Annotated in this window: 20 protein-coding genes, 1 pseudogene and 2 riboswitches; of the genes and pseudogenes, 9 read left to right on the top strand and 12 right to left on the bottom strand. The window is 68.0% G+C overall.

Annotated features, from left to right (window positions below):
* The first annotated feature begins 171 nt into the window (after positions 1-171).
* From blaI to AC5Y47_RS04640, 9 genes and pseudogenes are all read left to right on the top strand, one after another.
* A complete protein-coding gene (gene blaI, locus AC5Y47_RS04600; RefSeq protein WP_499942391.1) occupies positions 172-588 on the top strand; it encodes a transcriptional repressor BlaI in 417 nt (138 codons plus the stop codon).
* A 14-nt stretch (positions 589-602) separates the two neighbouring features.
* Entirely contained in the window at positions 603-1,547 is a 945-nt protein-coding gene (locus tag AC5Y47_RS04605) for a M56 family metallopeptidase (RefSeq protein ID WP_499942393.1), read from the top strand.
* Between the two features lie 104 nt (positions 1,548-1,651).
* The gene (gene gnd / locus AC5Y47_RS04610) at positions 1,652-3,109 is read left to right on the top strand and encodes an NADP-dependent phosphogluconate dehydrogenase (RefSeq protein WP_499942394.1); all 1,458 of its coding nucleotides are present in this window, start codon (positions 1,652-1,654) and stop codon (positions 3,107-3,109) included.
* Positions 3,110-3,113: 4 nt separating this feature from the next.
* Positions 3,114-4,550 (top strand): GuaB1 family IMP dehydrogenase-related protein, encoded by a 1,437-nt coding sequence (locus tag AC5Y47_RS04615; RefSeq protein ID WP_499942396.1) that lies wholly within the window; start codon positions 3,114-3,116, stop codon positions 4,548-4,550.
* A gap of 7 nt (positions 4,551-4,557) precedes the next feature.
* Positions 4,558-5,925 (top strand): hemolysin family protein, encoded by a 1,368-nt coding sequence (locus AC5Y47_RS04620; protein WP_499942398.1) that lies wholly within the window; start codon positions 4,558-4,560, stop codon positions 5,923-5,925.
* Positions 5,922-6,986, top strand: a complete 1,065-nt coding sequence (locus AC5Y47_RS04625) for a hemolysin family protein (protein WP_499942399.1) — start codon at positions 5,922-5,924, stop codon at positions 6,984-6,986. The genes AC5Y47_RS04620 and AC5Y47_RS04625 overlap by 4 nt, the downstream gene beginning before the upstream one ends.
* A gap of 240 nt (positions 6,987-7,226) precedes the next feature.
* Positions 7,227-9,425 (top strand): malate synthase G, encoded by a 2,199-nt coding sequence (locus AC5Y47_RS04630; RefSeq protein WP_499942401.1) that lies wholly within the window; start codon positions 7,227-7,229, stop codon positions 9,423-9,425.
* Between the two features lie 211 nt (positions 9,426-9,636).
* Positions 9,637-11,493, top strand: a pseudogene (locus AC5Y47_RS04635) (substrate-binding domain-containing protein); the annotation flags it as partial.
* A gap of 3 nt (positions 11,494-11,496) precedes the next feature.
* Positions 11,497-12,354 carry a haloalkane dehalogenase gene (locus tag AC5Y47_RS04640; protein ID WP_499942402.1) on the top strand — a complete coding sequence of 286 codons (858 nt, stop codon included), beginning with the start codon at positions 11,497-11,499 and terminating at the stop codon, positions 12,352-12,354.
* Positions 12,355-12,358: 4 nt separating this feature from the next.
* Here AC5Y47_RS04640 and gcvP read toward each other — a convergent pair whose 3' ends face one another.
* The 12 genes from gcvP to AC5Y47_RS04700 form a co-directional block, all read right to left on the bottom strand.
* Positions 12,359-15,181 carry an aminomethyl-transferring glycine dehydrogenase gene (gene gcvP / locus AC5Y47_RS04645; protein WP_499942403.1) on the bottom strand — a complete coding sequence of 941 codons (2,823 nt, stop codon included), beginning with the start codon at positions 15,179-15,181 and terminating at the stop codon, positions 12,359-12,361.
* A gap of 30 nt (positions 15,182-15,211) precedes the next feature.
* Positions 15,212-15,331: riboswitch (glycine riboswitch) on the bottom strand.
* Positions 15,332-15,429, bottom strand: a riboswitch (glycine riboswitch).
* 31 nt (positions 15,430-15,460) lie between these two features.
* The gene (locus AC5Y47_RS04650) at positions 15,461-16,084 is read right to left on the bottom strand and encodes a MerR family transcriptional regulator (RefSeq protein WP_499942405.1); all 624 of its coding nucleotides are present in this window, start codon (positions 16,082-16,084) and stop codon (positions 15,461-15,463) included.
* A 331-nt stretch (positions 16,085-16,415) separates the two neighbouring features.
* The gene (locus AC5Y47_RS04655; RefSeq protein ID WP_499942406.1) at positions 16,416-16,910 is read right to left on the bottom strand and encodes a bifunctional nuclease family protein; all 495 of its coding nucleotides are present in this window, start codon (positions 16,908-16,910) and stop codon (positions 16,416-16,418) included.
* Between the two features lie 51 nt (positions 16,911-16,961).
* Entirely contained in the window at positions 16,962-17,702 is a 741-nt protein-coding gene (gene ftsR, locus AC5Y47_RS04660) for a transcriptional regulator FtsR (protein ID WP_499942407.1), read from the bottom strand.
* Entirely contained in the window at positions 17,702-18,163 is a 462-nt protein-coding gene (gene garA, locus AC5Y47_RS04665) for a glycogen accumulation regulator GarA (protein ID WP_499942409.1), read from the bottom strand. Before garA ends, ftsR begins: the two co-directional genes overlap by 1 nt.
* A 224-nt stretch (positions 18,164-18,387) precedes the next feature.
* Complete coding sequence (gcvH, locus tag AC5Y47_RS04670; RefSeq protein WP_499942410.1) at positions 18,388-18,792, bottom strand: glycine cleavage system protein GcvH; 405 nt, start codon at positions 18,790-18,792, stop codon at positions 18,388-18,390.
* Positions 18,793-18,828: 36 nt separating this feature from the next.
* A complete protein-coding gene (locus AC5Y47_RS04675) occupies positions 18,829-19,611 on the bottom strand; it encodes a DUF881 domain-containing protein (protein WP_499942412.1) in 783 nt (260 codons plus the stop codon).
* Between the two features lie 28 nt (positions 19,612-19,639).
* On the bottom strand, positions 19,640-19,972 hold the full coding sequence (locus tag AC5Y47_RS04680) for a small basic family protein (RefSeq protein ID WP_499942414.1): 333 nt from the start codon (positions 19,970-19,972) through the stop codon (positions 19,640-19,642).
* 19 nt (positions 19,973-19,991) lie between these two features.
* Positions 19,992-20,927 (bottom strand): DUF881 domain-containing protein, encoded by a 936-nt coding sequence (locus AC5Y47_RS04685; protein WP_499942416.1) that lies wholly within the window; start codon positions 20,925-20,927, stop codon positions 19,992-19,994.
* Entirely contained in the window at positions 20,920-21,543 is a 624-nt protein-coding gene (locus tag AC5Y47_RS04690; RefSeq protein WP_499942417.1) for a CDP-alcohol phosphatidyltransferase family protein, read from the bottom strand. The genes AC5Y47_RS04685 and AC5Y47_RS04690 overlap by 8 nt, the downstream gene beginning before the upstream one ends.
* Positions 21,544-21,579: 36 nt before the next feature.
* Positions 21,580-23,913, bottom strand: coding sequence for an accessory Sec system translocase SecA2 (gene secA2 / locus AC5Y47_RS04695; RefSeq protein ID WP_499942419.1), 2,334 nt, complete (start codon positions 23,911-23,913; stop codon positions 21,580-21,582).
* A 23-nt stretch (positions 23,914-23,936) separates the two neighbouring features.
* Positions 23,937-25,580 carry an acetolactate synthase gene (locus tag AC5Y47_RS04700; RefSeq protein ID WP_499942421.1) on the bottom strand — a complete coding sequence of 548 codons (1,644 nt, stop codon included), beginning with the start codon at positions 25,578-25,580 and terminating at the stop codon, positions 23,937-23,939.
* Positions 25,581-25,641: the final 61 nt, after the last annotated feature.

Below are 25,641 nucleotides of genomic sequence, written 5' to 3' on the forward strand. Positions count from 1 at the left end.
CCTTGTTGCTCGACCACAGTTAGCATAGGCAAGGCTGCCCTAATATTGCAAGCATTGATTGCGTAGGGTGTCTGGAAGAGTCGTTCAACGAAATGCCGATTCGCGCAACATCGGGTACGACACTCGGTAGTAAGCCGGAGTACGCTGGTACCAACGCTCAGGAGATGAACTATGGCCAAGCTGACGCGGCTGGGGGATCTGGAACGGGCCGTGATGGATCACCTGTGGTCCATGACCGAACCGCAGACCGTACGCCAGGTGCACGAAGCGTTGTCGGCGCGCCGCGACCTCGCGTACACCACCGTGATGACCGTTTTGCAGCGGCTGGCGAAAAAGAACCTGGTCTCCCAGATCCGCGACGACAGGGCGCACCGCTACGCCCCAGTCCACGGCCGGGACGAACTGGTCGCCGGGCTGATGGTCGACGCGCTCGCCCAGGCGCAGGACTCCGGCAGTCGGCAAGCCGCGCTGGTGCACTTCGTCGAACGTGTCGGGGCCGACGAGGCCGATGCGCTGCGCCGCGCACTCGCCGAATTGGAAGCGCACCACCGCAATTCGCCATCTGCTGGACCTCCGGCCGACGACTGAGGGACAATTACAGCGTGTCCGCGCTGGCCTTCACCATCCTCGCGGTGCTGCTGGCCGGCCCGACACCGGCTGTGTTGGCCCGCGCCGCGTGGCCGTTGCGCGCTCCCCGGGCCGCGATGGTGCTCTGGCAGGCCGTCGCGCTGGCCGCGGTGCTCTCGACATTCAGTGCCGGCATCGCCATCGCCAGCAGGCTGCTGATGCCCGGTCCGGACGGTCGGCCCACTGCCGGGATCCTGGACGCCGAGAGCCGCCTCGGGTGGCCACTGTGGGCCGCCTACCTCACCGTCTTCGCCCTGACCGTCCTGGTCGGGATCCGACTCATGGTGGCGGTGCTCCGGGTCGCCATCGCAACCCGGCGCCGACGGGCGCACCACCGCATGGTGGTGGATCTGGTCGGGCGGGATTCGGTGCGCGCCCAACCGTGTGCGCGCACCCGCGACCTGCGGGTGCTGGACGTCGAGCAACCCCTGGCCTACTGCCTGCCCGGGGTGCGCAGCCGCGTCGTGGTCAGCGAAGGGGCGCTCAACACGCTGACCGACGCCGAAGTCACCGCGATCCTGACCCACGAGCGGGCCCACCTGAGGGCCCGTCACGACCTCGTGCTGGAGGCATTCACCGCCGTACACGCCGCCTTCCCCCGTGTGGTGCGCAGCGCCAACGCGCTCGGAGCGGTGCGACTGCTGGTGGAATTGCTGGCCGACGACACCGCGGTACGGGTCACCGGGCGCACCCCGCTGGCCCGGGCGCTGGTCGCCTGCGCGTCCGGACGGGCGCCGTCGGGGGCGCTGGCCGCGGGCGGACCCAGCACCGTGGTTCGGGTGCGCCGGTTGTCCGGCCGCCCGAACAGTCTGATGTTGTCGGTGGCCGCTTACCTGGCGGCGGCGGCGGTCCTGGTGGTGCCCACCATCGCGCTGGCCGTGCCCTGGCTGACCGAGCTGCACCGATTGGTCAGCGTCTAGGCCGAGCCCACCCGTGTAACGCCGTCAGTCCGTTGTGACAGTGTGTTTCCGAACAGCTTCCGCACATGCTCGAGCAATAGTTCGCCAACCCCGAGAGGCAGGACATGAGTTCGTCGGATTCGCCAACCGCGACCGCGCAGATCGGAGTCACCGGCCTGGCGGTGATGGGCTCGAACCTGGCCCGCAACTTCGCCCGGCACGGCTACACCGTCGCGCTGCACAACCGATCAGTGGCAAAGACCGACGCGCTGCTGCAAGAGCACGGCTCGGACGGCAACTTCGTCCGCACCGAGACGATCCCGGAATTCCTTGCCGCCCTGGAAAAGCCGCGACGCGTCATCATCATGGTGAAGGCCGGTGACCCCACCGACGCCGTCATCAACAAGCTCGCCGACGCGATGGAAGAAGGCGACATCATCATCGACGGCGGCAACGCCCTCTACACCGACACCATCCGTCGGGAGAAGGCAATCCGCGAGCGGGGCCTGCACTTCGTCGGCGCCGGGATCTCCGGCGGCGAGGAGGGGGCGCTGAACGGACCGTCGATCATGCCCGGCGGGCCGGCCGAATCCTACGAATCGCTGGGGCCACTGCTCGAAGAGATCTCCGCGCACGTCGACGGCGTGCCGTGCTGCACGCACATCGGTCCCGACGGCGCCGGGCATTTCGTCAAGATGGTGCACAACGGCATCGAATACTCCGACATGCAACTGATCGGTGAGGCCTACCAGCTGCTGCGCGATGCACTGGACAAATCGGCGGCGGAGATCGCCGACGTCTTCGACGAATGGAACAAGGGCGACCTGGACAGCTTCCTGGTCGAGATCACCGCCAAGGTGTTGCGCCAGACCGATGCCAAGACCGGCAAACCGCTGGTCGACGTCATCGTCGACGAGGCCGAGCAGAAAGGCACCGGCCGGTGGACGGTGAAGTCGGCGCTGGATCTCGGGGTGCCGGTCACCGGCATCGCCGAGGCGGTGTTCGCTCGTGCGCTGTCGGGTTCGGTGGCTCAGCGCAAGGCGACCACCGGACTGGCTTCCGGCGAACTGCGCGACAAACCGGCCGACCCCGAGCAGTTCGTCGAGGACGTCAAGAAAGCCCTGTACGCGTCGAAGATCATCGCCTACGCCCAGGGCTTCAACCAGATCCAGGCCGGCAGCGCCGAATACGGCTGGGACCTCACCCCAGGCGATCTGGCGACCATCTGGCGCGGCGGCTGCATCATCCGGGCCAAGTTCCTCAACCGGATCAAGGACGCGTTCGACGAGGACCCCGACCTGCCGACGTTGATCGTCGCCCCCTATTTCCGCAGCGCGATCGAGGCGGCCATCGACAGTTGGCGTCGGGTGGTGGTGTCTGCCACACAGTTGGGTATTCCGATTCCGGGGTTCTCGTCGGCGTTGTCCTACTACGACGGGTTGCGGACCGAACGGCTGCCCGCCGCGCTCACCCAGGGCCTGCGTGACTTCTTCGGCGCGCACACCTATGGCCGCACCGACGAGGACCGAAGCAAGAAGTTCCACACCCTGTGGAGCGGAGACCGAAGCGAAGTTCCTGCCTGACACGATGAAGTTCCTTGATGGGCACCGCCCGACGTTCGACCTGACCTACAACGACGTGTTCGTGGTGCCGAACCGGTCGGAGGTGGCGTCGCGGTTCGACGTCGACCTGTCCACCGTCGACGGTTCCGGGACCACCATTCCGGTGGTGGTCGCCAACATGACCGCCGTCGCCGGACGCCGCATGGCCGAGACGGTCGCCCGCCGCGGCGGCATCGTGATCCTGCCGCAAGATCTGCCGATCCCCGCGGTGCAGCAGATGGTGCAGTTCGTCAAGAGCCGCGACCTGGTGCTCGATACGCCGGTGATGCTGGCGCCCGACGATTCGGTGTCCGACGCGCTGGCGCTGATCCACAAGCGCGCCCACGGCGTCGCGGTGGTGGTGTTCGAGGGCCGGCCGATCGGCGTGGTGCGCGAGGCATCGTGCGTGGGGGTGGACCGGTTCACCCGGGTGCGCGACGTCGCGGCCACGGACTTCGTCACCGCGCCGGTGGGCACCGAACCGCGCAAGATTTTCGACCTGCTCGAACACGCGCCGATCGACGTGGCGGTGGTGACCGGTCCCGACGGTGCTCTGGCCGGTGTGCTGACCCGCACCGGGGCGATCCGCACCGGCATCTACCACCCGGCCGTCGACGCCGCGGGCCGGCTGCGCATCGGTGCGGCCGTCGGTATCAACGGCGACGCGGCAGCCAAAGCTCAGGCTCTCGCCGAGGCCGGGGTAGACCTGCTGGTGATCGACACCGCACACGGGCACCAGGTCAAGGCCCTTGAGGCGATCAAGGCGATCGCCGCGCTGGATCTGGGTATCCCACTGGCCGCCGGAAACGTGGTGTCCGCCGAGGGCACCCGCGACCTGATCGAAGCCGGTGCCGGCATCGTCAAGGTCGGGGTGGGTCCGGGTGCGATGTGCACCACCCGGATGATGACCGGCGTCGGCCGCCCACAGTTCTCTGCTGTCGTCGAATGTTCTTCTGCTGCAAGGGATTTGGGTGGCCACGTGTGGGCGGACGGCGGTATCCGGCATCCGCGGGACGTGGCCCTGGCGCTGGCCGCCGGAGCGTCCAACGTGATGATCGGGTCCTGGTTCGCCGGCACCTACGAGTCCCCCGGCGATCTGATGCGTGACCGGGAGAACCAGCCGTACAAGGAGAGCTACGGGATGGCGTCCAAGCGGGCGGTCGTCGCCCGCACCGGCGCGGACAGCCCGTTCGACCGCGCCCGCAAAGCGCTGTTCGAAGAGGGTATCTCGACGTCGCGGATGGGACTGGACCCGGACCGCGGCGGCGTCGAGGACCTGATCGATCACATCACATCCGGTGTGCGCAGCACCTGCACCTACGTGGGCGCGGCGAACCTGGAGGAGTTGTACGAGCGGGCGGTGGTCGGCGTGCAGTCGGCCGCGGGGTTTGCGGAGGGGCATCCGCTGCCCACCGGTTGGTGAAACGCTGATGAACCACTCCAGCACCGTGGTCAGCGTGCTGGCCATTCTGGCGCTCACCTTGGGGACCGCGGTGTTCGTCGCCGCGGAGTTCTCGTTGACGGCGTTGGATCGCAGCGTCGTGGAGGCCAATGCCCGCAGCGGCGCCGGTCGGGACCGCTTCATCCGGCGTGCCCACCGCCGGCTGTCGTTCCAGCTGTCGGGCGCGCAGCTGGGTATCTCGATCACCACCCTGGGTACCGGCTATCTGATCGAGCCGCTGGTGGCCGATCTCCCCCACTCGTGGCTGGACCGGCTGGGGACTCCCGATCGGCTGGCCGGTGCCGTCACCGGGTTTCTCGCGCTGGTGGTGGTGACCTCGGTGTCGATGATCTTCGGTGAACTGGTCCCCAAGTATTTGGCGGTGGCCCGACCGCTGCGCACCGCCCGCGCCGTCGTGCTCCCGCAATGGTTGTTCTCGGTGGTGTTCACCCCGGCGATCCGGCTCACCAACGGGGCGGCCAACTGGATCGTGCGCCGACTGGGCATCGAGCCGGCCGAGGAGTTGCGCTCGGCCCGCACGGCACAGGAGCTGGTGTCGCTGGTGCGCACCTCGGCGCGCAGCGGGTCGCTGGATGACGTCACGGCGGCGTTGATGCACCGCTCGCTGCAGTTCGGCGCCCGCACGGCCGAGGAGCTGATGACCCCCCGGCCCAAGATCGTGGCCCTGCAGACCGATGACACCGTCGCCGACCTGATCGCCGTCGTCGCCGACACGGGTTTTTCGCGGTTTCCCGTCGTGCGCGGCGACCTCGACGAGACCGTCGGCATCGTGCACGTCAAGCAGGTGTTCGCGGTCCCGCCGGCCGAGCGGGCGACCAGGCTGTTGACGACGGTCGCGCGACCGGTCGCGGTGGTGCCGTCGACGCTGGACGGCGACGCGGTGCTGGCGGCGATCCGCGCGCATCCGCTGCAGACCGCCATGGTGGTCGACGAGTACGGCGGCACCGCAGGCATGGTCACCGTCGAGGACCTGATCGAGGAGATCGTCGGAGACGTCCGCGACGAACATGACGACGCGACACCCGATGTGGTGGCATCCGGCAGTGGTTGGCGGGTCTCGGGCCTACTGCGGATCGACGAGGTGCAAACCGCGACCGGCTACCGCGCTCCCGAGGGGCCCTACGAGACGATCGGCGGGCTGGTACTGCGGGAGCTCGGACACATTCCGGAGGCCGGCGAATCGGTCGAGTTGCCCTCGCTGGACCGTAACGGCCTGCCCGACGAGTCGGTGCGCTGGCAGGCGAAGGTGGTCGAGTTGGACGGCCGCCGTATCGACCAGCTCGAGCTCACCGAGGTCGGTGCGCCCGATACCGGCTCGCACCGGGGCAGCCGATGAACTCCCTCCTGGCACTGCTGTTGGCGGTCCTGTTGATCGCGCTCAACGGCTACTTCGTGGGTGCCGAGTTCGCCCTCATCTCGGCGCGGCGCGACCGCCTCGAGGCGCTGGCCGAACAGGGCCGGGCCAGCGCCGTGACGGTGATCCGGGCCGGCGAACAGCTGCCGGCGATGCTGGCGGGTGCGCAACTGGGTGTCACGGTGTCCTCGCTGCTGCTCGGACGGATCGCCGAACCGGCGGTGGCCCAGGTGTTGCGAACCTGGCTCGGCCTGGCCGGCATCCACCCGGCGTTGATGCACACGTTGGCGTTCGTGGTCGCGCTGGCGCTCGTGGTGACCCTGCACGTGCTGCTGGGCGAGATGGTGCCCAAGAACATCGCGCTGGCCGGTCCGGAACGCACCGCGATGTTGCTGGTCCCGGCGTACCTGCCTTACGTGCGTGTCGCGCGACCGATCATCGTGTTCTACAACAAGTGCGCCAATGGGATATTGCGGCTGCTGGGCGTTGAGCCCAAGGACGAAATCGACAGCACCGTATCCACGGCGGAACTGTCCGAGCTGATCGCCGAATCGCTGTCCGAAGGTCTGCTCGACCACGAGGAACACGTCCGGCTGACCCGGGCTCTGCAGATCCGCAGCCGGGTGGTCGGTGACGTCGCGGTGCCGCTGGCCAAGGTTCATGCGGTGTCGGTGGCCGAGGCCGGCTCGGGACCCACCATCGGTGCCGTCGAGCAGGCCCTGGCCCAGACCGGCTATTCCCGTTTTCCGGTGGTCGACCGCGACGGCAGTTACATCGGGTACCTGCACATCAAAGACGTGCTCGCGCTCGGCGACGACCCCCAGACCGTGATCGACCGGGCCCTGGTCCGAGCCCTGCCGCAAGTGCCCGAGTCGCTGGGACTGCCCGATGCGCTGTCGCGGATGCGTCGCAGCAACAGCCACCTGGCGCTGGTGACCGCCAGTGACGGCGCGGCCGGGAACGAAGTCGTCGCGCTGGTGGCGCTGGAAGACCTGGTGGAGGACCTGGTGGGAAGCATGCGTGACGTGGCGCCCCGCGATTGAGTGGCCAGTAGCCCCGTATGATTTGGGCGTTCTCATGAGCGTTGCCACAAAGCAATTCACCGTGCTCGCAACCTTGCCGCGGGCCAACCCGTCAGCGCGCCATGACCTGGTACGGCGAATCGGCCAGGCTACGCTCGTCACGCTGCCGCTCGGTAGGCTGACGGTAGCTAACTGGGTCCAGCAGAGGGCGGTGCGAGGGTGCTGAGGGGCCGGTAAAGGCCATTACGGAGGAGAATCATCATGACTGATCGCGGGGCCGAGCGGGTTACCCAGGGCAACTTGCAAGTTGCCAGGGTCCTCTATGACTTCGTGAACAACGAGGCCCTGCCCGGCACCGGCATCGATCCGGACAGCTTCTGGGCGGGCGTGGACAAGGTGGTCACCGACCTCACCCCCCGCAACCAGGAACTGCTGAAGACCCGCGAAGAGCTGCAGGCCCAGATCGACAAGTGGCACCGGCACCGGGTGCTCGAGCCGCTCGATCCGGAGGCCTACCGGCAGTTCCTCACCGAGATCGGATATCTGCAGCCCGAACCGGACGACTTCACGATCACCACCTCCGGCGTCGACGACGAGATCACCAGCACCGCGGGTCCGCAGCTGGTGGTCCCGGTGCTCAACGCGCGCTTCGCATTGAACGCCGCCAACGCGCGGTGGGGCTCGCTGTACGACGCGCTCTACGGCACCGATGTCATCTCCGAAGCGGACGGCGCCGAGAAGGGCACCAGCTACAACCAGGTGCGCGGCGACAAGGTCATCGCCTATGCCCGCCGGTTCCTGGACGGTGCCGTGCCGCTCGCGTCGGGCTCGTGGTCGGACGCGACGGGTATCAGCATCGTCGACGGCCAGTTGCAGATCGACGCCGGCGGCCAGTCCACCGGCCTGGCCAGCCCGGAGAAGTTCGCCGGGTACCGCGGCGAACTCGGGTCACCCAGCTGGTCGGTGCTGCTGGTCAACAACGGGCTGCACATCGAGATCCTGATCGACCCGGAGGACTCGGTCGGCAAGACCGACGCCGCGGGCATCAAGGACGTGGTGCTGGAGTCGGCGATCACCACGATCATGGACTTCGAGGACTCGGTGACCGCGGTCGACGCTGACGACAAGGTGCTGGGCTACCGCAACTGGCTGGGCCTGAACAAGGGTGACCTGGCCGAGGAGATGAACAAGGGCGGCAAGACCTTCACCCGCCGGCTCAACGCCGACCGCACCTACACCAGGCCGGACGGCGGCGAACTAACCCTGCCCGGGCGCAGCCTGTTGTTCGTGCGCAACGTCGGCCACCTGATGACCAACGACGCCATCGTCGACGGTGAGGGCAACGAGTTGCCCGAGGGCATCCAGGATGCGCTGTTCACCGGGCTGGCGGCGATCCACGGCCTGCGCAGCGGCGACCAGAACGGCCCGCTACTCAACAGCCGCACGGGTTCGGTGTACATCGTCAAGCCCAAAATGCACGGACCCGACGAGGTCGCCTTTACGTGCGAGCTGTTCAGCCGCGTCGAGGACGTCCTCGGGTTGCCTCCGGGCACGCTCAAGGTCGGCATCATGGACGAAGAGCGCCGCACCACGGTCAACCTCAAGGCCTGCATCAAGGCGGCCGCCGACCGCGTCGTGTTCATCAACACCGGATTCCTGGACCGCACCGGCGACGAGATCCACACGTCCATGGAAGCCGGCCCGATGATCCGCAAGGGCGCGATGAAGAACAGCGTCTGGATCAAGGCCTACGAGGACGCCAACGTCGACACCGGGCTCGCCGCCGGCTTCAAAGGCAAGGCACAGATCGGTAAGGGCATGTGGGCGATGACCGAGCTGATGGCCGACATGGTCGAGCAGAAGATCGGCCAGCCCAAGGCCGGCGCCACCACCGCGTGGGTGCCCTCGCCGACCGCGGCCACCCTGCACGCCATGCACTACCACCAGGTCGACGTGGGCGAGGTACAGGACGAGCTGCAGGGTCAGAAGCGTACGACGATCGAAGAGTTGCTCACCATCCCGTTGGCCAAAGAGCTGGCCTGGGCGCCGGAGGAGATCCGCGAGGAGGTCGACAACAACTGCCAGTCGATCCTGGGCTACGTGGTGCGCTGGGTCGAGCAGGGCGTCGGCTGCTCCAAGGTGCCCGACATTCACAACACCGCCCTGATGGAGGACCGCGCGACGCTGCGCATCTCCAGCCAGCTGCTCGCGAACTGGTTGCGTCACGGCGTGATCACCAGCGAGGACGTCCGGGCCAGCCTGGAGCGGATGGCGCCGCTGGTCGACAAGCAGAACGAGGGCGACCGGGCTTACCGGCCGATGGCTCCTGACTTCGACGACAGCATCGCGTTCCTGGCCGCCGAGGAATTGATCCTGTCCGGCGGTCAGCAACCCAGCGGGTACACCGAGCCGATCCTGCACCGCCGCCGTCGGGAATTTAAGGCCCGCGCGGGTGGGTAGGCACAGCAAGCCCGATCCCGAAGATTCGGTCCCAGAAGAGGATTCAGAGTTCGGCGCCGAGCCGGCCGCCGGCAGATCCGAGCCCGAGCAGCAGCCGCCGGACCTTGCGCCGTCCCAGGATTTCGGCTACCGGGACGAAAGCGCTTGGTCGCCGTTCTCGACAGAACCCCAGTATCCGGACGAGGACCGCGGCGCCGACGACGCGGATGCGGGTGCCGACGACTATCCCGACTTTGGTTTCCGGGAGCCAGATGCGGAACCGCCGTCGTCGGAGACTTCGGCCGCCACGCCTCCTCCCCCGCTGTTCAGCGCCGGTCAGCGTGGCCAGAACGACTGGCAGGGCGGGCACCGCAGCAGCGGCGGCCGACGTGGGGTGAGCGTCGGGGTGATCGTGGCGCTGGTCACCGTGGTCTTAGTGGTCGCAGGAGTGATCTTGTGGCGGTTCATCGGCGACGCGTTGTCGAATCGGTCGCACTCGGCGGCTGCGCGTTGCGTCGGAGGCAAGGATTCCGTCGCCGTCCTGACCGATCCTTCCATCGTCGACCCGATCAAAGGGCTGGCCGACAGCTACAACGCCCAGGCCGGCCCGATCGGTGACCGCTGCGTCACCGTGACCGTCAAGTCGGCCGGCTCCGACGCGATCCTGAGTGGGTTCGTCGGCAAATGGCCGGGTGACCTGGGAAACCAGCCGGGGTTGTGGATCCCGGGCAGTTCGGTGTCCGCGGCACGGCTGGCCGGGGCCACGGGCAAGCAGACCATCAGTGACAGCCGCTCGTTGGTGACCTCACCGGTAGTGCTGGCCATCCGGCCGGAGTTTCAGCAGGTACTGGCCAAACAGGACTGGGCCGCGCTGCCGGGCCTGCAGTCCAACCCCAATTCGATGGCCGGACTCAATCAGCCGTCGTGGGGGTCGCTGCGCCTGGCGATGCCGATCACCGGCAACAGCGACGCGTCCTTCCTGGCCGGTGAGGCCATAGCGGCCGCGTCGGCGCCCGCGGGGTCCCCACCGGACGCCGGCATGGGTGCGGTACGCACCCTGATGAACGCGCAACCGAAGCTCGCCGACGACTCGTTGAACGAGGCGTTCAACGCGCTGCTCAAAGCCGGGGACGTGGCAGCGGCGCCGGTGCATGCGGTGGTCACCACCGAGCAGCAGCTGTTCCAGCGCGGCCAGTCGACGCCGGATGCCAAGAGCAAACTGGCTTCGTCGACTCCGCCGGGGCCGGTCGCGGTCGCCGACTATCCGACGGTGCTGCTCAGCGGGTCGTGGTTGTCGCAGGTGCAGACGACGGCGGCCAGTGAGTTCGCCCGGTTCCTGCACAAGCCCGAGCAGCTGGCCAAGCTGGGTAAGGCCGGATTCCGGGCGGACGGCGTCAAACCGCCGAGCAGCCCGGTGACCACCTTCCCGGCAATACCGGCGACGCTGTCGGTAGGCGACGAGGCGACCCGGGCCACGCTGGCCGACACCATGGCCTCGCCTTCGGCCGGGGTGGCCGCGACCATCATGCTCGACCAGTCGTTGCCGGTCGATGAAGGCGGCGGCAAGACCCGCCTCGCCAACGTCGTCGCCGCGCTCAGCAACAGGATCAAGGCGTTGCCCCCGACCGCGGTGATCGGCCTGTGGACGTTCGACGGCCACGAGGGCCGCTCGGAGGTGGCAGCCGGTCCGCTGACCGACCAGGTCAACGGCCAGCCGCGTTCGGCGGCGCTGCTTGGGGCACTGGACCGGCAGTACTCGTCCGGTGGAGGCGCGGTGTCGTTTACCACGCTGCGCATGATCTATCAGGAGATGCTGGCCAATTACCGTGCCGGGCAAGACAATTCGATCCTGGTGATCACCGCCGGACCGCACACCGACCAGTCTCTGGACGGGCCCGGGTTGCAGGAGTTCATCAAGAACGCCAACGACCCGGCCAGACCGGTCGCGGTCAACGTCATCGACTTCGGCGGCGACCCGGACCGCGCCACCTGGGAGGCCGTCGCCCGACTCAGCGGCGGCAGTTACCAGAACCTGCCGACGTCGGCGACGCCGGAACTGGCCACCGCGGTCAACAACTTCCTGAGCTGACCGATGGTCGACTTCACGCCGGATCCCGGGCTGTACCCCTTCCGGTCGCGCTGGTTCGACAGTTCCCGCGGGCGCATCCACTACGTCGACGAAGGCGACGGCCCGCCCATCCTGTTCTGCCACGGCAACCCGACCTGGAGCTTTCTGTACCGCGACATCATCGTGGCGCTGCGCGACCGGTTCCGTTGCGTCGCACCGGATTACCTGGGCTTCGGCCTGTCCGAGCGGCCGGCGGGCTTCGGGTACCGCATCGACGAACATGCGCGCGTCGTCGGCGAACTCGTCGACCGGCTCGGACTCGACGGTTACGTCACCATGGGCCAGGACTGGGGAGGTCCGATCAGCATGGCGGTCGCGACCGAGCGCGCCGACCGGGTCCGCGGAATCGTGCTGGGCAATACCTGGTTCTGGCCCACCGACGTGCTGTCCACGAAGATCTTCAGTCGGGTGATGTCGAGTCCGCCGATGCAGTACGCGATCGTGCAACGCAACTTCTTCGTCGAGCGACTGATCCCGGCGGGCACGCAGCGCCACCTCAATACCGCGGTGATGCAGCATTATCGGGCCGTTCAGCCCACGCCGGCCGACCGGTTGGGCGTGGCGCAGATGCCCAGAGAGATCCTGGCCGCCGCTCCCCTGCTGGAGCGGCTGGCCACGGAGGTGCCCGCCAAGCTGGGTGCCCGGCCGGCACTGCTGATCTGGGGCATGAAGGACTTCGCGTTCCGACCGGGCCCGTCGTTGCCACGGATGCGGGCCGCGTTCCCTGATCACGTGCTGGTCGAGTTGCCGACGGCCAAGCACTACATCCAGGAGGACGAGCCCGCTCGGATCGCCGAAGCGATCATCGACCGATTCGGCTGACCGGTCAGGCGAACGCCTCCACCGGCGGGCACGAACACACCAGGTTGCGGTCACCGTAGGCGCCGTCGATGCGCCGCACCGGCGGCCACACCTTGGGGCGGAACGCCTTGCCCAGCGGGTAGGCGGCTTCTTCCCGGGTGTAGGGGTGGTCCCAGTCGGACACCAGCAGGCTCTCGGCGGTGTGCGGCGCGCCGCGCAGCGGATTGTCGTCCACCGGCCACTCCCCGCTGCCGACCCGGTCGATCTCGCCACGGATGCCGATCATCGCTTCGCAGAACGCGTCGACTTCGGCCAGGCTCTCGCTTTCGGTGGGCTCGACCATCAGGGTGCCGGCCACTGGGAAGCTCATGGTCGGCGCGTGAAAACCATAGTCTGCCAAGCGTTTCGCGACGTCGTCGACGGTCACGCCGGTGGCTTTGGTGATGCCGCGCAGATCGAGAATGCACTCGTGGGCGACCATGCCGTTCTCGCCGGTATAAAGCACCGGGAAGTACTCGTCGAGACGGCGGGCGATGTAGTTGGCCGACGCGATCGCGGTCAGCGATGCCGCCCGCAGCCCGTCACCGCCCATCATCCGGATGTAGGCCCAGCTGATCGGCAGGATCGAAGCCGACCCGTAGGGCGCCGCCGACACCGGATGTCCCTGCGGAAGCTCCGGCGCGTGCGGGTGGCCGGGCAGGAAAGGCGCCAGGTGCGAGCGCACCGCGACGGGCCCGACGCCCGGACCGCCACCGCCGTGCGGGATGCAGAACGTCTTGTGCAGGTTCAGGTGACTGACGTCGCCGCCGAACTTGCCGGGGCGGGCCAGCCCGACCAGCGCGTTGAGGTTGGCGCCGTCGACGTACACCTGGCCGCCGGCGTCATGCACGGCGGCGCAGATGTCGGCGATGTCGTGCTCGTACACGCCGTGGGTGGACGGGTAGGTGATCATCAGCGCCGACAGTCGCTCGGCGTGCTCGCCGACCTTGGTGCGCAGGTCGTTCAGGTCGACGTCGCCGTTGGGCAGGCACCCCACCACGACCACCCGCATGCCGGCCAGCGCCGCCGAGGCCGCATTGGTGCCATGCGCGCTGGACGGGATCAGGCAGATGTCGCGGTGCGGTTCCCCGCGGCTGGCGTGGTAGTCGTGGATCGCCAACAGGCCGGCGTACTCCCCCTGCGAGCCGGCGTTGGGCTGCAGCGAGACCGCGTCGTAGCCGGTGATGGCCACCAGCCAGGACTCCAGGTCGGCGATCAGCCGACGCAGTCCCGGGGTGTCGGTGACCGGCGCGAACGGATGCTGCCGTCCGAACTCCGGCCAGGTGATCGGCTCCATCTCGGCGGCCGCGTTGAGTTTCATGGTGCAGGACCCGAGCGGAATCATGCTGCGGTCCAACGCGATGTCCTTGTCGGCCAGCGTGCGTAGGTAGCGCATCATCGACGTCTCGGTGCGGTATCGGGTGAACGCCGGATGGGTCAGGAATTCCGTTGTGCGCGTTGCGATGTCGGTCGCGGTTGCTTCGGTGGCAGACGTGCCGAACGCAGCCAGCACCGCCGCCACGTGAGCGTCCGTGGTGGCTTCGTCGCAGGCCACCGAGACGTGGTCGGCGTCCACCCGCCACAGGTTGACACCGTCGGCCTTGGCCGCGGCAATCACCTCGTCGGCGCGGCCCGGCACCCGGGCCAGCACCGTGTCGAAAAATCGGTTGTGGACCACAGCCTCGCCCAGCGCCCCGGCAATGGTTTCGGCGTGGCCGTGCACGCGCCGCGCGATGGCCGTCAGACCGTCGGCGCCGTGATAGCTGGCGTACATCGCCGCCATCACCGCCAGCAGCACCTGCGCGGTGCAGATGTTGCTGGTCGCCTTGTCGCGGCGGATGTGCTGTTCGCGGGTCTGCAATGCCAGGCGATAGGCGTCACTGCCGTCCGCGTCTTTGGACACTCCGACCAGGCGCCCCGGCAGCTGGCGGGCGTGCTTGGCGTGCACCGCCAGGTAGCCGGCGTGCGGGCCGCCGAATCCCATTGGCACACCGAACCGTTGGGTGGTGCCGAACGCGACGTCGGCGCCGAACTCACCGGGCGGCTTGATCAGGGTCAGCGCCAGCAGGTCGGCGCCGAGCGCCACCAGCGCGCCGCGGTCGTGGGCCTGTGCCGCCAGCGCGCTCCAGTCGGTGATCCGGCCGCTGGCCCCGGGCAGCTGCGCGATGACTCCGAAGAATTCGCCGTCGGGCAGCCCGTCGCGCAGGTCGGCGGTGACGATCTCGATGCCCAGCGGTTTGGCCCGCGTCGCCAGTATCGCCGCGGTCTGGGCGAACACGTCGACGTCGACCGCCAACCGGTTCGACGGTCCCCGGAACGCACGGTGCATCAACGTCATGGCCTCGGCGGCCGCGGTGCCCTCGTCGAGCATCGAGGCGTTGGCGATCTCCAGGCCGGTCAGGTCGGTGACCATGGTCTGGAAGTTCAGCAGCGCTTCCAGCCGACCCTGGCTGATTTCGGGCTGATACGGCGTGTAGGCGGTGTACCAGGCCGGGTTTTCCATGATGTTGCGCAGCAGCACCGGCGGGGTCAGGGTGTCGTAGTAGCCCTGCCCGATCATCGACACCGCAACGGTGTTGCTGTCGGCCAGCGCCCGCAACTCCGCCAGCGCCTCGGACTCAGTGGCCGCCGGCGGCAACCGGTCCAGACCGGGCGCGGCGCCGGAGTTGTCCAGCTTGTCCAGGATGCCGGTCGGGACCGCCTTGGCGGCCAGCGCGTCGAGCGAGTCGACGCCGATAACGGCAAGCATGGTGGCGACGGCGTCGCCGTCGAGTCCGATGTGGCGGTCGGCGAATGTTGGCTCAGACATGGATCTCCCGGTAGAGGACGCGACGACGGGTCCTCTCCCTCTGTCTTTACCCGGGCACCGGGCGCCTGAGAGATTCAGCGCGGTCGAGTGCGCCTTTCCCCATCGGCGGGTGAGGACCAGACCGGTCGTCACCGCTTTCCAGAGGCATCGTTGTCCGGCGCGGTCCGGGTGCCTGAGAGGTTGACGGAGAGGTATTGCTCCTTCGGCGTCCGTAGCTGGCGGCCACAGAACTCTCCCGCGCGGGGGCGATGCGGCAACCAGTTTACTCCGCGGGTGCGGTCAGCCGATCTTGCGGTCGCGGTGCTTGCGCCGCGAAGCCAGCTCGTCCTCGGGAGCCGCGATCGACTCGCCGCCGTCCGCGCGCTCGCCGGGGAAGTCGGCGATCACGCCGGTCAGCTCGCGCATCGCGCCGGAGACGGCGATGCCGAACACGCCCTGGCCGCCCTGCAGCAGGTCGACGACTTCCTCGGCCGAGGTGCATTCATACACGCTGGTGCCGTCGGAGAACAGGGTGATGTTGGCCAGGTCCTCCACACCGCGCTGGCGCAGATGGTCGACCGCGACCCGGATGTTGTGCAGCGAGATCCCGGTGTCGAGGAGGCGCTTGACGATCTTGAGGACCAGGATGTCCTTGAACGAGTAGAGCCGCTGGCTACCCGACCCGGCCGCGCCCCGGATCGAGGGCACCACCAAAGAGGTACGTGCCCAATAGTCCAACTGGCGGTAGGTGATACCGGCAATCTGGCAGGCGCTGGGCCCGCGGTAACCCACCAGTTCGTCGGGCACCGAATCGTCGGGGAACAGGCCGGGCTGGACCGGCTGGGCAGGCACGGCGGCGGGCGTCGACTCGGCGGCCGGGTGATCGGCAAGGTCAAGCTGTCCTTGACGTGGCTGCTCGCTCACGGTGCATCCTCTCGCCGATCGCGCTGTTGTCACAAGCTGCGTCACTGGCTGCCCCCGCAGCCACGTTAGCTCAGGCCCGAGTGTCTGAGAGCATACGCTGTCCGGTGCCTGTCGTGCTGTGGGTCAATCATCAACTCGTCATCAAAGTATGGCTGCCGCCCCGGTGAGCGGGTGACATCCGGTAGGCGTGTCGACAATCCGTTGTGTGATATGAGACGCATCCGTGATGTTCGGTGGGTACCGGTTTCCCCCGGCGAGCAGACGTGAAAGCCCCCATTTCGTGCCCAAATGAGGGGCTTTCACGTCTGCTCGAGCCCACTACTCGCGCCAGCTAGGTGGCCTTGAAGTCGTCCGGCGAGACGCTGTCGAGAAACTCCTTGAACTTCTCCACCTCGTCCTCGCGGACCGCGCCGCCGCCCTCTTCGTCACCCTCGTCCGGAATCAGCAAACCCGCCTGGGCCAGGACCGACTCTTCGACGTAGATCGGCACATTGACCCGCAGCGCGATCGCCACCGAGTCCGATGGCCGGGCGGACACCTTGATGTCGCGATCGAAGATCAGGTCGGCGTAGAAAGTGCCCTCCTGCAGGTCGACGATGCGCACCTCTTTGAGCGAATGCCCAAGCGCGGCAATGAGATCCCGGATCAGGTCATGGGTGAGCGGGCGGGGCGGCTCCACACCTTGCTGCTCCAGCGCGATGGCCGCGGCCTCCGACTGGCCGATCCAGATCGGCAGGTACCGGTCACCGTTTGTCTCGCGCAGCAGCAGCACCGGCTGGTTCTGCGGCTGCTCGACACGAATGCCGACAACACGAACTTCACCCATCAGTGTCTGCCCTCCGCACACGCCCGCTGCCGTCGAACGGAAGTCTAGTCCTCAGCGGTGCAGTACGTCGCGGACGGCGGACTTGATCAGTGAGGTGTGCAACGTGATCGCCAGTGCGGCGACTTCGCGGGCCAAGTCGTCGGCGCGGTCCCGCGCGCCGGCCTTGCCCGCTTTGACCAGCGGTCCGGCGATCTGGGCAATCAGATCCGACTGCCGGTCCGCGGCGGAACGGAAGGCACGCAAATGCCTTGGCTCCACGCCGTAGTCGGCCAGGGCGTGCGCGCACTGCAGGATCACGACGGCGTGTTCGTCGAAGAAGCCGCCCGGACCGGTGGTGATCACCCCCGCCTTCAGCAGGGCCGTCAGCAACGCAGCGTCGACGCCGGAGCGCTTGAGGAGGTCGTCGCGACTGAGCCGGATGCCGGCCGGCGACACCGCAGCCGAATCCGGGGCCGACTCGGCGCCGTTGTCTGCCACCGACACCAATCGTGGTACGCCGTAAGGAGATCCGATGGCCGGCAGCTCGCCGTCGGGTTGAGCATCCAGCTGTGCCCGAATCACCTTCAGCGGCAGGTAGTGGTCGCGCTGGGCGGTCAGGATGAAGCGCAGCCGCGCACAGTCGTACGCGGTGAATCTGCGATAGCCCGACGCCGCACGTTGTGGCGTCACCAGCCCTTCGGCCTCCAGAAACCGGATCTTGGAGATGGTGACATCGGGGAAGTCCGGCCGCAGCAGGTCCAGGACCGCCCCGATCGACATCCCGGACAGTGCCGGGCTATCGGGTGCGCCCACTAGCCTCCGGATCCCCCGTCGTCGTCACCTTTAGGACCGGTCAGGAAGACCAGCCGGAACTTGCCGATCTGGACTTCGTCGCCGTTGGCCAGCACCGCCGAATCCACCGGTTCGCGATTGACGTAGGTGCCGTTGAGGCTGCCGACGTCGACGACGTTGAACTCGCCGCTTTCCAACCGGAATTCGGCGTGCCGGCGGCTCACCGTGACGTCGTCGAGGAAGATGTCGCTGTCGGGATGGCGGCCGGCCGAGGTGATGGCCTGGTCCAACAGGAAGCGGGAGCCGGCGTTCGGCCCGCGTTTGACGACCAGCAACGCCGACCCGGCCGGCAGACCTTCCACGCCCGATACCGAACTCTCGGTACCCGCCTGCGCGGGCGCGTCCAGTTCGTTGAGGAAGTCGGCGCGGAAGACCGAAGTCGTCTCCACCGTGACTTCGTCACTCTGCTCGTTTTCCGTCACCCGCTGCTCCTCACTGGCCGCTGTGGCGTTATCTGAACCGGGCCGAGTTCGGCCGGTTTCCCAATCGATCTACCGCATGTACTGCTGTTTACCGCTTCAAGTACCTGATGCTCGACCGTACCGCGCACGGGTTCGCGATGTGCCAACCCCTGCAGGATCGTAAGCCCGACACCCCGGCTTGTCCTAGCTCCTGCCGCGAAACGCTTTCGGCAGGTTAGCAATCGTCATTCGGCCAACGTGCCGCGGTAGGCCTCGGCGTCGAGCAGGCCGGCGATGGCCGAGTCCAGCGCTCCTACGTCGCCGGCGTCCACCTGCAGTTCCAGCAGCCAGCCCTCGCCGTACGGGTCGGAGTTGAGTAATTGCGGCGAGCCGTCGAGCTCACCGTTGACCGCGGACACTTTGCCCGAAACCGGCGCGTACAGGTCGGACACGGACTTGGTGGACTCCACCTCACCGAAGGGGTCCCCGGCGTTGAGTTCGGTGCCCACGTCGGGCAACTGCACGAAGACCACGTCGCCCAGCGCCGACTGCGCGAAATCGGTGATCCCGACCCGGACGGTGTCTTCCCCGCTGCGGCGAACCCACTCGTGTTCGGCGGTGTAGTGCAGATCGGACGGGATATCGGTCACGGTGTTCCTGTTCTGGTCGGCTCGGAGTCGGTTACTTCACTTGACGGGCTGAGCGTATTGGCGGTTTTTTGGTTGCCGCAAGGTGGTCACCTCCACCTGGTCGGCTTGTTGCACGGACATCCGCCCGCCGACCCGTTTGACGCTGTCCTCCGCGCCGCCGGGGATGTTCATCGCCGCGGCCAGAGTCGGCGGATTGCCAATCGCCAGAATCGAATACGGCGGAGCGAAAACCTTGTTGTCGATCGTCAGCGAACCCGCCGAACCCACCACCCAGGTGTCGACCCCGACCCGCACGGACTGCTGGGCATCGTTGATCTGGATCGCCTCGGCGCCGGCGGCGCGCAGCTCGTTGATCACGTCCAGCATCACTTCCGGAGCGACCCCGGGTGCCGGATCTTCGATCCGCACCGTCACGCCCGGACCGGTCGCGCCCACCGCGCCGACCAGGATGGACAGCGCGGCCAACCGCGCCTGCGCGCTTTCGATGGCCGCCTGGTCGTTGTTGCCCGACGCCTGCAGCGCGTTCAGCGTGTTCTGCAGGTCGGCGACCTCGGTGCTCAGTGTCGCCTCGCGCTGCCGCAACGAGTCCAACAGCACCAACAGGTCTGCGGGACGGGCGGTTTCCAGGGAATCGCCGGACTCGTTCTGGCGCACCTGCGTGACGATCGCAATGCCGAGCACCAGGCACAACAACACGGCCAGCGCCCCGAACACCAAGCGGGACCGACCACGCCGTACGGCGGGGCGCGCCGCGTCCGCGGGCAGCTCGTGGCGTCCGCGGCGCTCGGGCTCGGGCGGTGCCGGTTCGTCCTGGCTCACGCAGACCTCATCTCAGACCTCGCCCCCGTCAGGCCCCGAACAGCCGCCGTCGCAGCGCGGCCGCGTTGCCGAAGATCCGGATTCCCAGCACGACGACGATCGCGGTGGACAACTGCGTGCCGACGCCCAGCTGGTCGCCGACGTACACGATCAACGCGGCCACCAGGACGTTGAACACGAACGAGACGACGAACACCTTCGGATCGAAGATGCGTTCCAGGTACGCCCGCAACCCGCCGAACACCGCATCGAGTGCGGCGACGACGGCGATGGGCAGGTAAGGCTGGATGACCTCGGGAACGCTGGGGTGAAACACCAAGCCCAGCACGATGCCGATGACAAGGGCGGCGATTCCGATCATGCCGGCACACCACTTCTCACTAGTGCCCAATCTCTCTGGCGAACTTGACATCCCGGACAGCTCCGGCCGGCACGGTCAGGCCTTTCCCGCCGGCGGGCTCGACGTTGACGCTGACGCCCACTCCGTAGGAAACCTCCAGCAGCCTAAGCCGACGCAACCCGGGACTGCGATCGAAGGCGTCCCGCATCGCGTTGGGCGGGCCGATCGCGACGACGGTGTACGGGCTGGTGGTGGGGTTGTTGTCGACCAGGATCGCTCCCCCGGCCTGCCTGATGGTGACGTTGGGGCCGATCCGCGCGCCGTCGATCGCGATGGCCTCGGCTCCGCTGGCCCACAACGAATTGACGACCAGTTGCAGGTCGCGGTCCAGGATGATCTGTCGGCTGCCGTTCAGCCGCTGTTTGGACGCATCAGAGAGGTTGGGGCCGGCGCCGGGGTCGGTGACCGTCACGGTCACGCCGGGGCCGATCACCGCGGTACTGGCCGATGCCAGGCTGAGTGCGTCGAGGCGGTTCAACAACCGTTGGCCCTCGGCGTCGTCGGTCAGCGCGAGTCGCTGGACCTCGTCGAGCCTGGCCACCAGTTCGCTGCGCTGCCGGGCCAGTGTGCTGGCGGCGGTCTGGGTCGCGCGCACATTCGCGGCCAGTAGTTGCTGGGCCGACCGCACCCCGGGAGCCACCGAACGGGCCTGTGCCACGGCGGCGGCGAACACGGCCGCCACCAGCGTCGCCGCCAGCGCCTGCCAGATCCAGCCGAAAGCCGTGCTGCGCCGGGTCTCCGGCACACCGTGCTGCGCGCGTTCGGCAGCCGCGGCCGCGTATCCGGGATCCAGATGCTCGGACAGCAAGGCGCGCAGCAGTGACGGCACCGGGATGTGCGTCGGGCGGTCGACGGTGTGGGCGCTGTACCCGGCGTTGGGGTCGTAGCCGCCGAGCCGCCGATCGGGTTCAGTCATGCGCGCTCGACTCCGGGACGGCCGGCTGGCCTCGTCTGACCTTGGGCATCCGGCGCATCACCAGGACCATCTGCACCATGTAGAGCACGAACGCCCAGAGATACATGTACAGACCCCAGATCAGGAACGCCCAGCCGCAAGCTCCCACGACACGACTCCACTGTGCGTCCCACTGGCCGAGCAGCACCAGCGGAAACCCCGACATCAGGGCGAACGTCGCAGCTTTGCCGACGTAGGTCACCGGCAGCGCCGTCAGGCCGCGGCTGCGCAGCAGCGGCAGCGTCGCCGCCAGCGCCGCGTCGCGGGCCAGCAGCGTTACCACGAACCACCAGGGGGCGATCCCGCTCAACGCCAGCACCAGCGGCACGGTCACCATGTAGAGGCGGTCCACGGCCGGGTCCAGCAGCGCACCGAGGCGCGACGACTGACCCATCAGGCGGGCGATCTTGCCGTCGGCCCAGTCCGAGACGCCGCTGAACATCAGGATCGCCACCGCCCAGCCGTGCAGATGGGCGCCCAGCATCAGGTAGACGAAGACCGGGATCAGCACGAGCCGGGCGATGCTGAGCACATTGGGCACCGTCAGCACCCGATTCTGCGCCGGCCCAGGCTCCATGAGCCGTAACCCTAGTGCGAAGCCGGCGCGTCGGCCTCAGCGGAAGACGCCAGGCAGGCTCAGCGTGGACAGCGTGTCGTCGGACAGCGGGTTGTCGTTGACCATGTAGGTCCACGTCGACGTCGGCCTGGCGAGCTTCGACAGGTCCAGCCCCGGTTCGTCCTCGAGGATGTTGGCCGTCTCGAACGTCTGCTGGGCCGCCTCGATCGCGTCGGCGGCCAGTGAGGCGAACGCGTCCACCGCCATCCGGTGGAACTCGTCGAGCGGATTCTGCCGACCCAACGCCCGCAGATGGATGCTTTCGCGGATGTCGGCCAGATATGCGAGATGATCCGCCCAGCCGCGGTCGAGGTGATACAGCATGATCAGCCGGCAGATCTTCTCCAGCCGCTCTTCGGACAGGTCTTCGCTGAGCTCCTTGTACCGTTTGGGCGCCAGTTCCTCTAGCTCCTCGCGCGCTGTTGCATTGCGCAACAACGTGTTTCGCCGATCCACGATGATCGCGCGCTGCTGGGCGATCAGCTGGTTGTAGCGCCAGGTGTTGGCGTGCACGTCCAGCATGCGGCCCTCGGCGACGCGCTGGGCGTGGTCGAGCAGCCCGGCCGCCTTGGGGCTGACGATGCGCCCGTCGGCCTCTTCCGGGTCGGTCTGCATGGGCAGCTTGTTGTGGTCGAGGTTGGCCGCCACCACGTCGTCTTCCCAGCTGGAGAAGAACACCGACGAGCCCGGGTCGCCCTGGCGTCCGGCGCGACCACGCAGCTGGTTGTCCAGCCGTTCGGTGTGATGCCGGCCGGTGCCCACCACGTGCAGGCCGCCGAGTTCGGCGACCCGGTCGTGGTCGGACTCATCGGATCCGCCCAGCCGGATGTCGGTGCCGCGGCCGGCCATCTGGGTGGACACGGTGACCACGCCGTGCTTGCCGGCCTCGGCGATGACCGAGGCCTCTTCGGCGTCGTTCTTCGCGTTGAGCAGCACCGCGGGCACGTCGCGGCGCAGCAGCCGCTCGTGCAGGTCCTCGGATTCGGCGACGTCACGGGTGCCGACCAGCACCGGCTGCCCGGTTTCGTGCACCTCGGCGATGTGCTCGACGATGGCGTCGTTCTTGGCGGCCGCGGTGATGTAGACGCGGTCGGACTCGTCCTCGCGGACGTTGGGGGTGTTCGGCGGTATCGGCGACACCCCCAATTTGTAGAACTGGCGCAACTGCTCACCGGCAGCCAGCGCGGTGCCGGTCATGCCGCATACCGTCGTGTAGCGGTTGATCAACGCCTGCACCGTGATGGTGTCGAGCACCTCCCCGGTCTCGGTGGTCTCGATGCCCTCCTTGGCCTCGACGGCGGCCTGCAGGCCGTCCGGCCAGCGCTGCAGTTGCGCGATGCGGCCGCGGGAAGAGTTGATCAGGTGCACGGCGTCGTCGCGGACGATGTAGTGCACGTCGCGCTGCAGCAACACGTGGGCGTGCAGTGCGACGTTGACTTCGGTCAGGGTGGTGCCGACGTGCTCCTCGGAATACAGATCGATGCCACCGAGCGCCTTCTCCACCTTGCGCGCCCCGGCTTCGGTCAAGTGGACATTGCGGCTGTCGGCATCGGTGTCGTAGTCGGTTTCGGCTTTGAGCCGGCCCACCAGCTTGATGATCTCCAGCCGCGGGGTCTCCCGATGGGTGGTGCCGGCCAGCACCAGCGGCACCAACGCCTCGTCGACCAGCACCGAGTCGGCCTCGTCGATCAGGGCGACGTCCGGGTTCGGGGAAACCAGGTCCTCGACGTCGGTGACCAACTGGTCGCGCAGCACGTCGAAGCCGATCTCGTTGACTGAGGCGTAGGTGACGTCGCAGTCGTAGGCGGCCTTGCGGTCCGCGCTGGTCGATTCCGCGGTGATCCAGCCCACCGTCAGGCCCATCGCCTCGATCAACGGTCCCATCCATTCGGCGTCCCGGCGCGCCAGGTAGTCGTTGATGGTCACCACATGGACGTGCCGGCCGGCCAGCGCGTACCCCGCGGCCGCGATCGCCCCGGCCAGCGTCTTGCCCTCGCCGGTGGCCATCTCGATCACGTCGCCGGCCAGCATGCGCAGCGCGCCGAGCAACTGCACGTCGAAAGGGCGCAGTTCGGTGGTCCGCTCGGCGGCTTCGCGGGCGATCGCCAGAAACTGCGGTATGTCGTCGGAGTCAGCGAGATCGTCGAGGTCGAGCAGTTTCGACGCCTTGCGCAGCTTCTCGTCGCTCAGGTCGGCGGCTTCCTTGTCGTATTTCTCCGACGCGGTCACCACTTCCATGGAGCGGCTGCGGTCTCTTTCGGTGCTGGCGCCCAGCAGACGCCAGAACCGGCCGCTCAGGCGGCCGGGTTGCGAACGGGTGGTCTTTGGCACGCCACAACGGTACGCGGCCGCAGTCAAGCCAGATTGGACCGGCGCGGATAGGCGACGCTGGGGTCGGTCAGGACGTTGACGACGGCGGGCAACCCGCTGGCGAAGGCCCGTTCCAGTGCCGGGCGGAGCTCGACGGGCGCCGCCACCAGCTCACCGTGCGCACCCAGCGCGCGGGCCACCTCGTCGTAGCGGGTGCCGGGCCGCAGCTCGGCCACCACCGAGTAGCCGTACAGCGCCTCCATCGGGTGCTTCTCCAAGCCCCAGATGCCGTTGTTGCCGACCACCGAGACCACCGGCACGTTGTGCCGGACCAAGGTGTCCCATTCCATGCCGCTGAACCCGAACGCGCCGTCGCCCTGCAGCAACACCACCTGACGGCCCGGATACGCCAGCTTGGCCGCCAGGGCATACCCCGGTCCCGACCCCAGGCAACCGAACGGGCCACTGTCCAGCCAGCAGCCCGGCTGGTAACTCTCGATCATCCGTCCGGCGTAGGACCCGAAGTCTCCGGCGTCGATCACCACGACGGCGTCACGGTCCAGCAGCGGCGCCAGTTCGGCGTACACCCGCATCGGGTGCAGCGGGATCCGGTCGTCGGCGAGCTCGGCCTGTTCCAGATCGCGGACGGCGGTCTCGGCGGTGCGGAGTTCGTCGATCCAGTTCTGGTGCTCGGTCGGTTTCGAACCGGCCAGCGCCGAGAGAATCTTGGTGAGATCGCCGTAGAGTTCCGCGGCAACCGGGCGCGGGTGGTTGCGCTGAGGCCGGACGCGGTCCGCCACGACCAGCTCGGTCTGGTCGCCGAAGACGCCGCCGAAACCGAGCCGGAAATCCATCGGCACGCCGACGACGAGCGCGACATCGGCTCCTTTGAGCGCCTTGGAGCGGCCCCGCGAGAACGCCAGCGGGTGGTCGGCGGGCACCACGCCGCGAGCCATCCCGTTCATCAGCACCGGGATCCGCAGCTCCTCGGCCAGCCGCAACAACGCGGTCTCCCCGTGCCCCCACCACACGTTGGTGCCGGCCATGATCACCGGCCGCTGAGCCTTGGACAACAGATCGGCGGCCCGGTCCAGCGCGTCGCCGTCCGGAGCGGGCGCAGCGGGCAGACTGCTCAGCGCGCCCGGACGGCCGTCATCCTCGGCATGGGAGAACACGTGGTCCATCGGGAAGTCGACGAAACCCACCCCCGACGGCGCGCCGACCGCCGCCTGAAGTGCCTGATCGACAAGCCGGCCCGCGTCGTCGGCCGACTGGGCGGTCGCGGCGAACCGGCTCAACGGCGCCACGAACGGCACGTGGTCGATCTCCTGCAACGAGCCCATCCCCCACCTGCCGGCCGGCGCCCGGCCACCGAGCACCAGCAGCGGGGACTGGTTCTGCTGCGCGGCCGCCATCGCGCTCATCCCGTTGGTGATGCCAGGGCCCGCGGTCAACGCGGCCACGCCGGGCACCCGGGTCACCTTGGACCAGCCCTCGGCGGCGAAGGTCGCGGTCTGTTCGTGGCGGGTGTCGATCAACGTCACGCCTTCGTCGCGGCACCCGTCGTAGATGGAGAACAGATGGCCACCGGACAGTGTGAACATGGTGTCGATGCCACTGGCCTTGAGCCGGCGGGCGACGAGACGGCCGGCGTGCACGGTCCGGGCGGGGGCTGCATCGGTGGACATGACCGCAGCTTATCCACCCCCTCGGGTACCTTCGCGAAGGATTTCGTCACGCGGAGGAGAC

Source organism: Mycobacterium sp. NGS22, assembly GCF_059813095.1.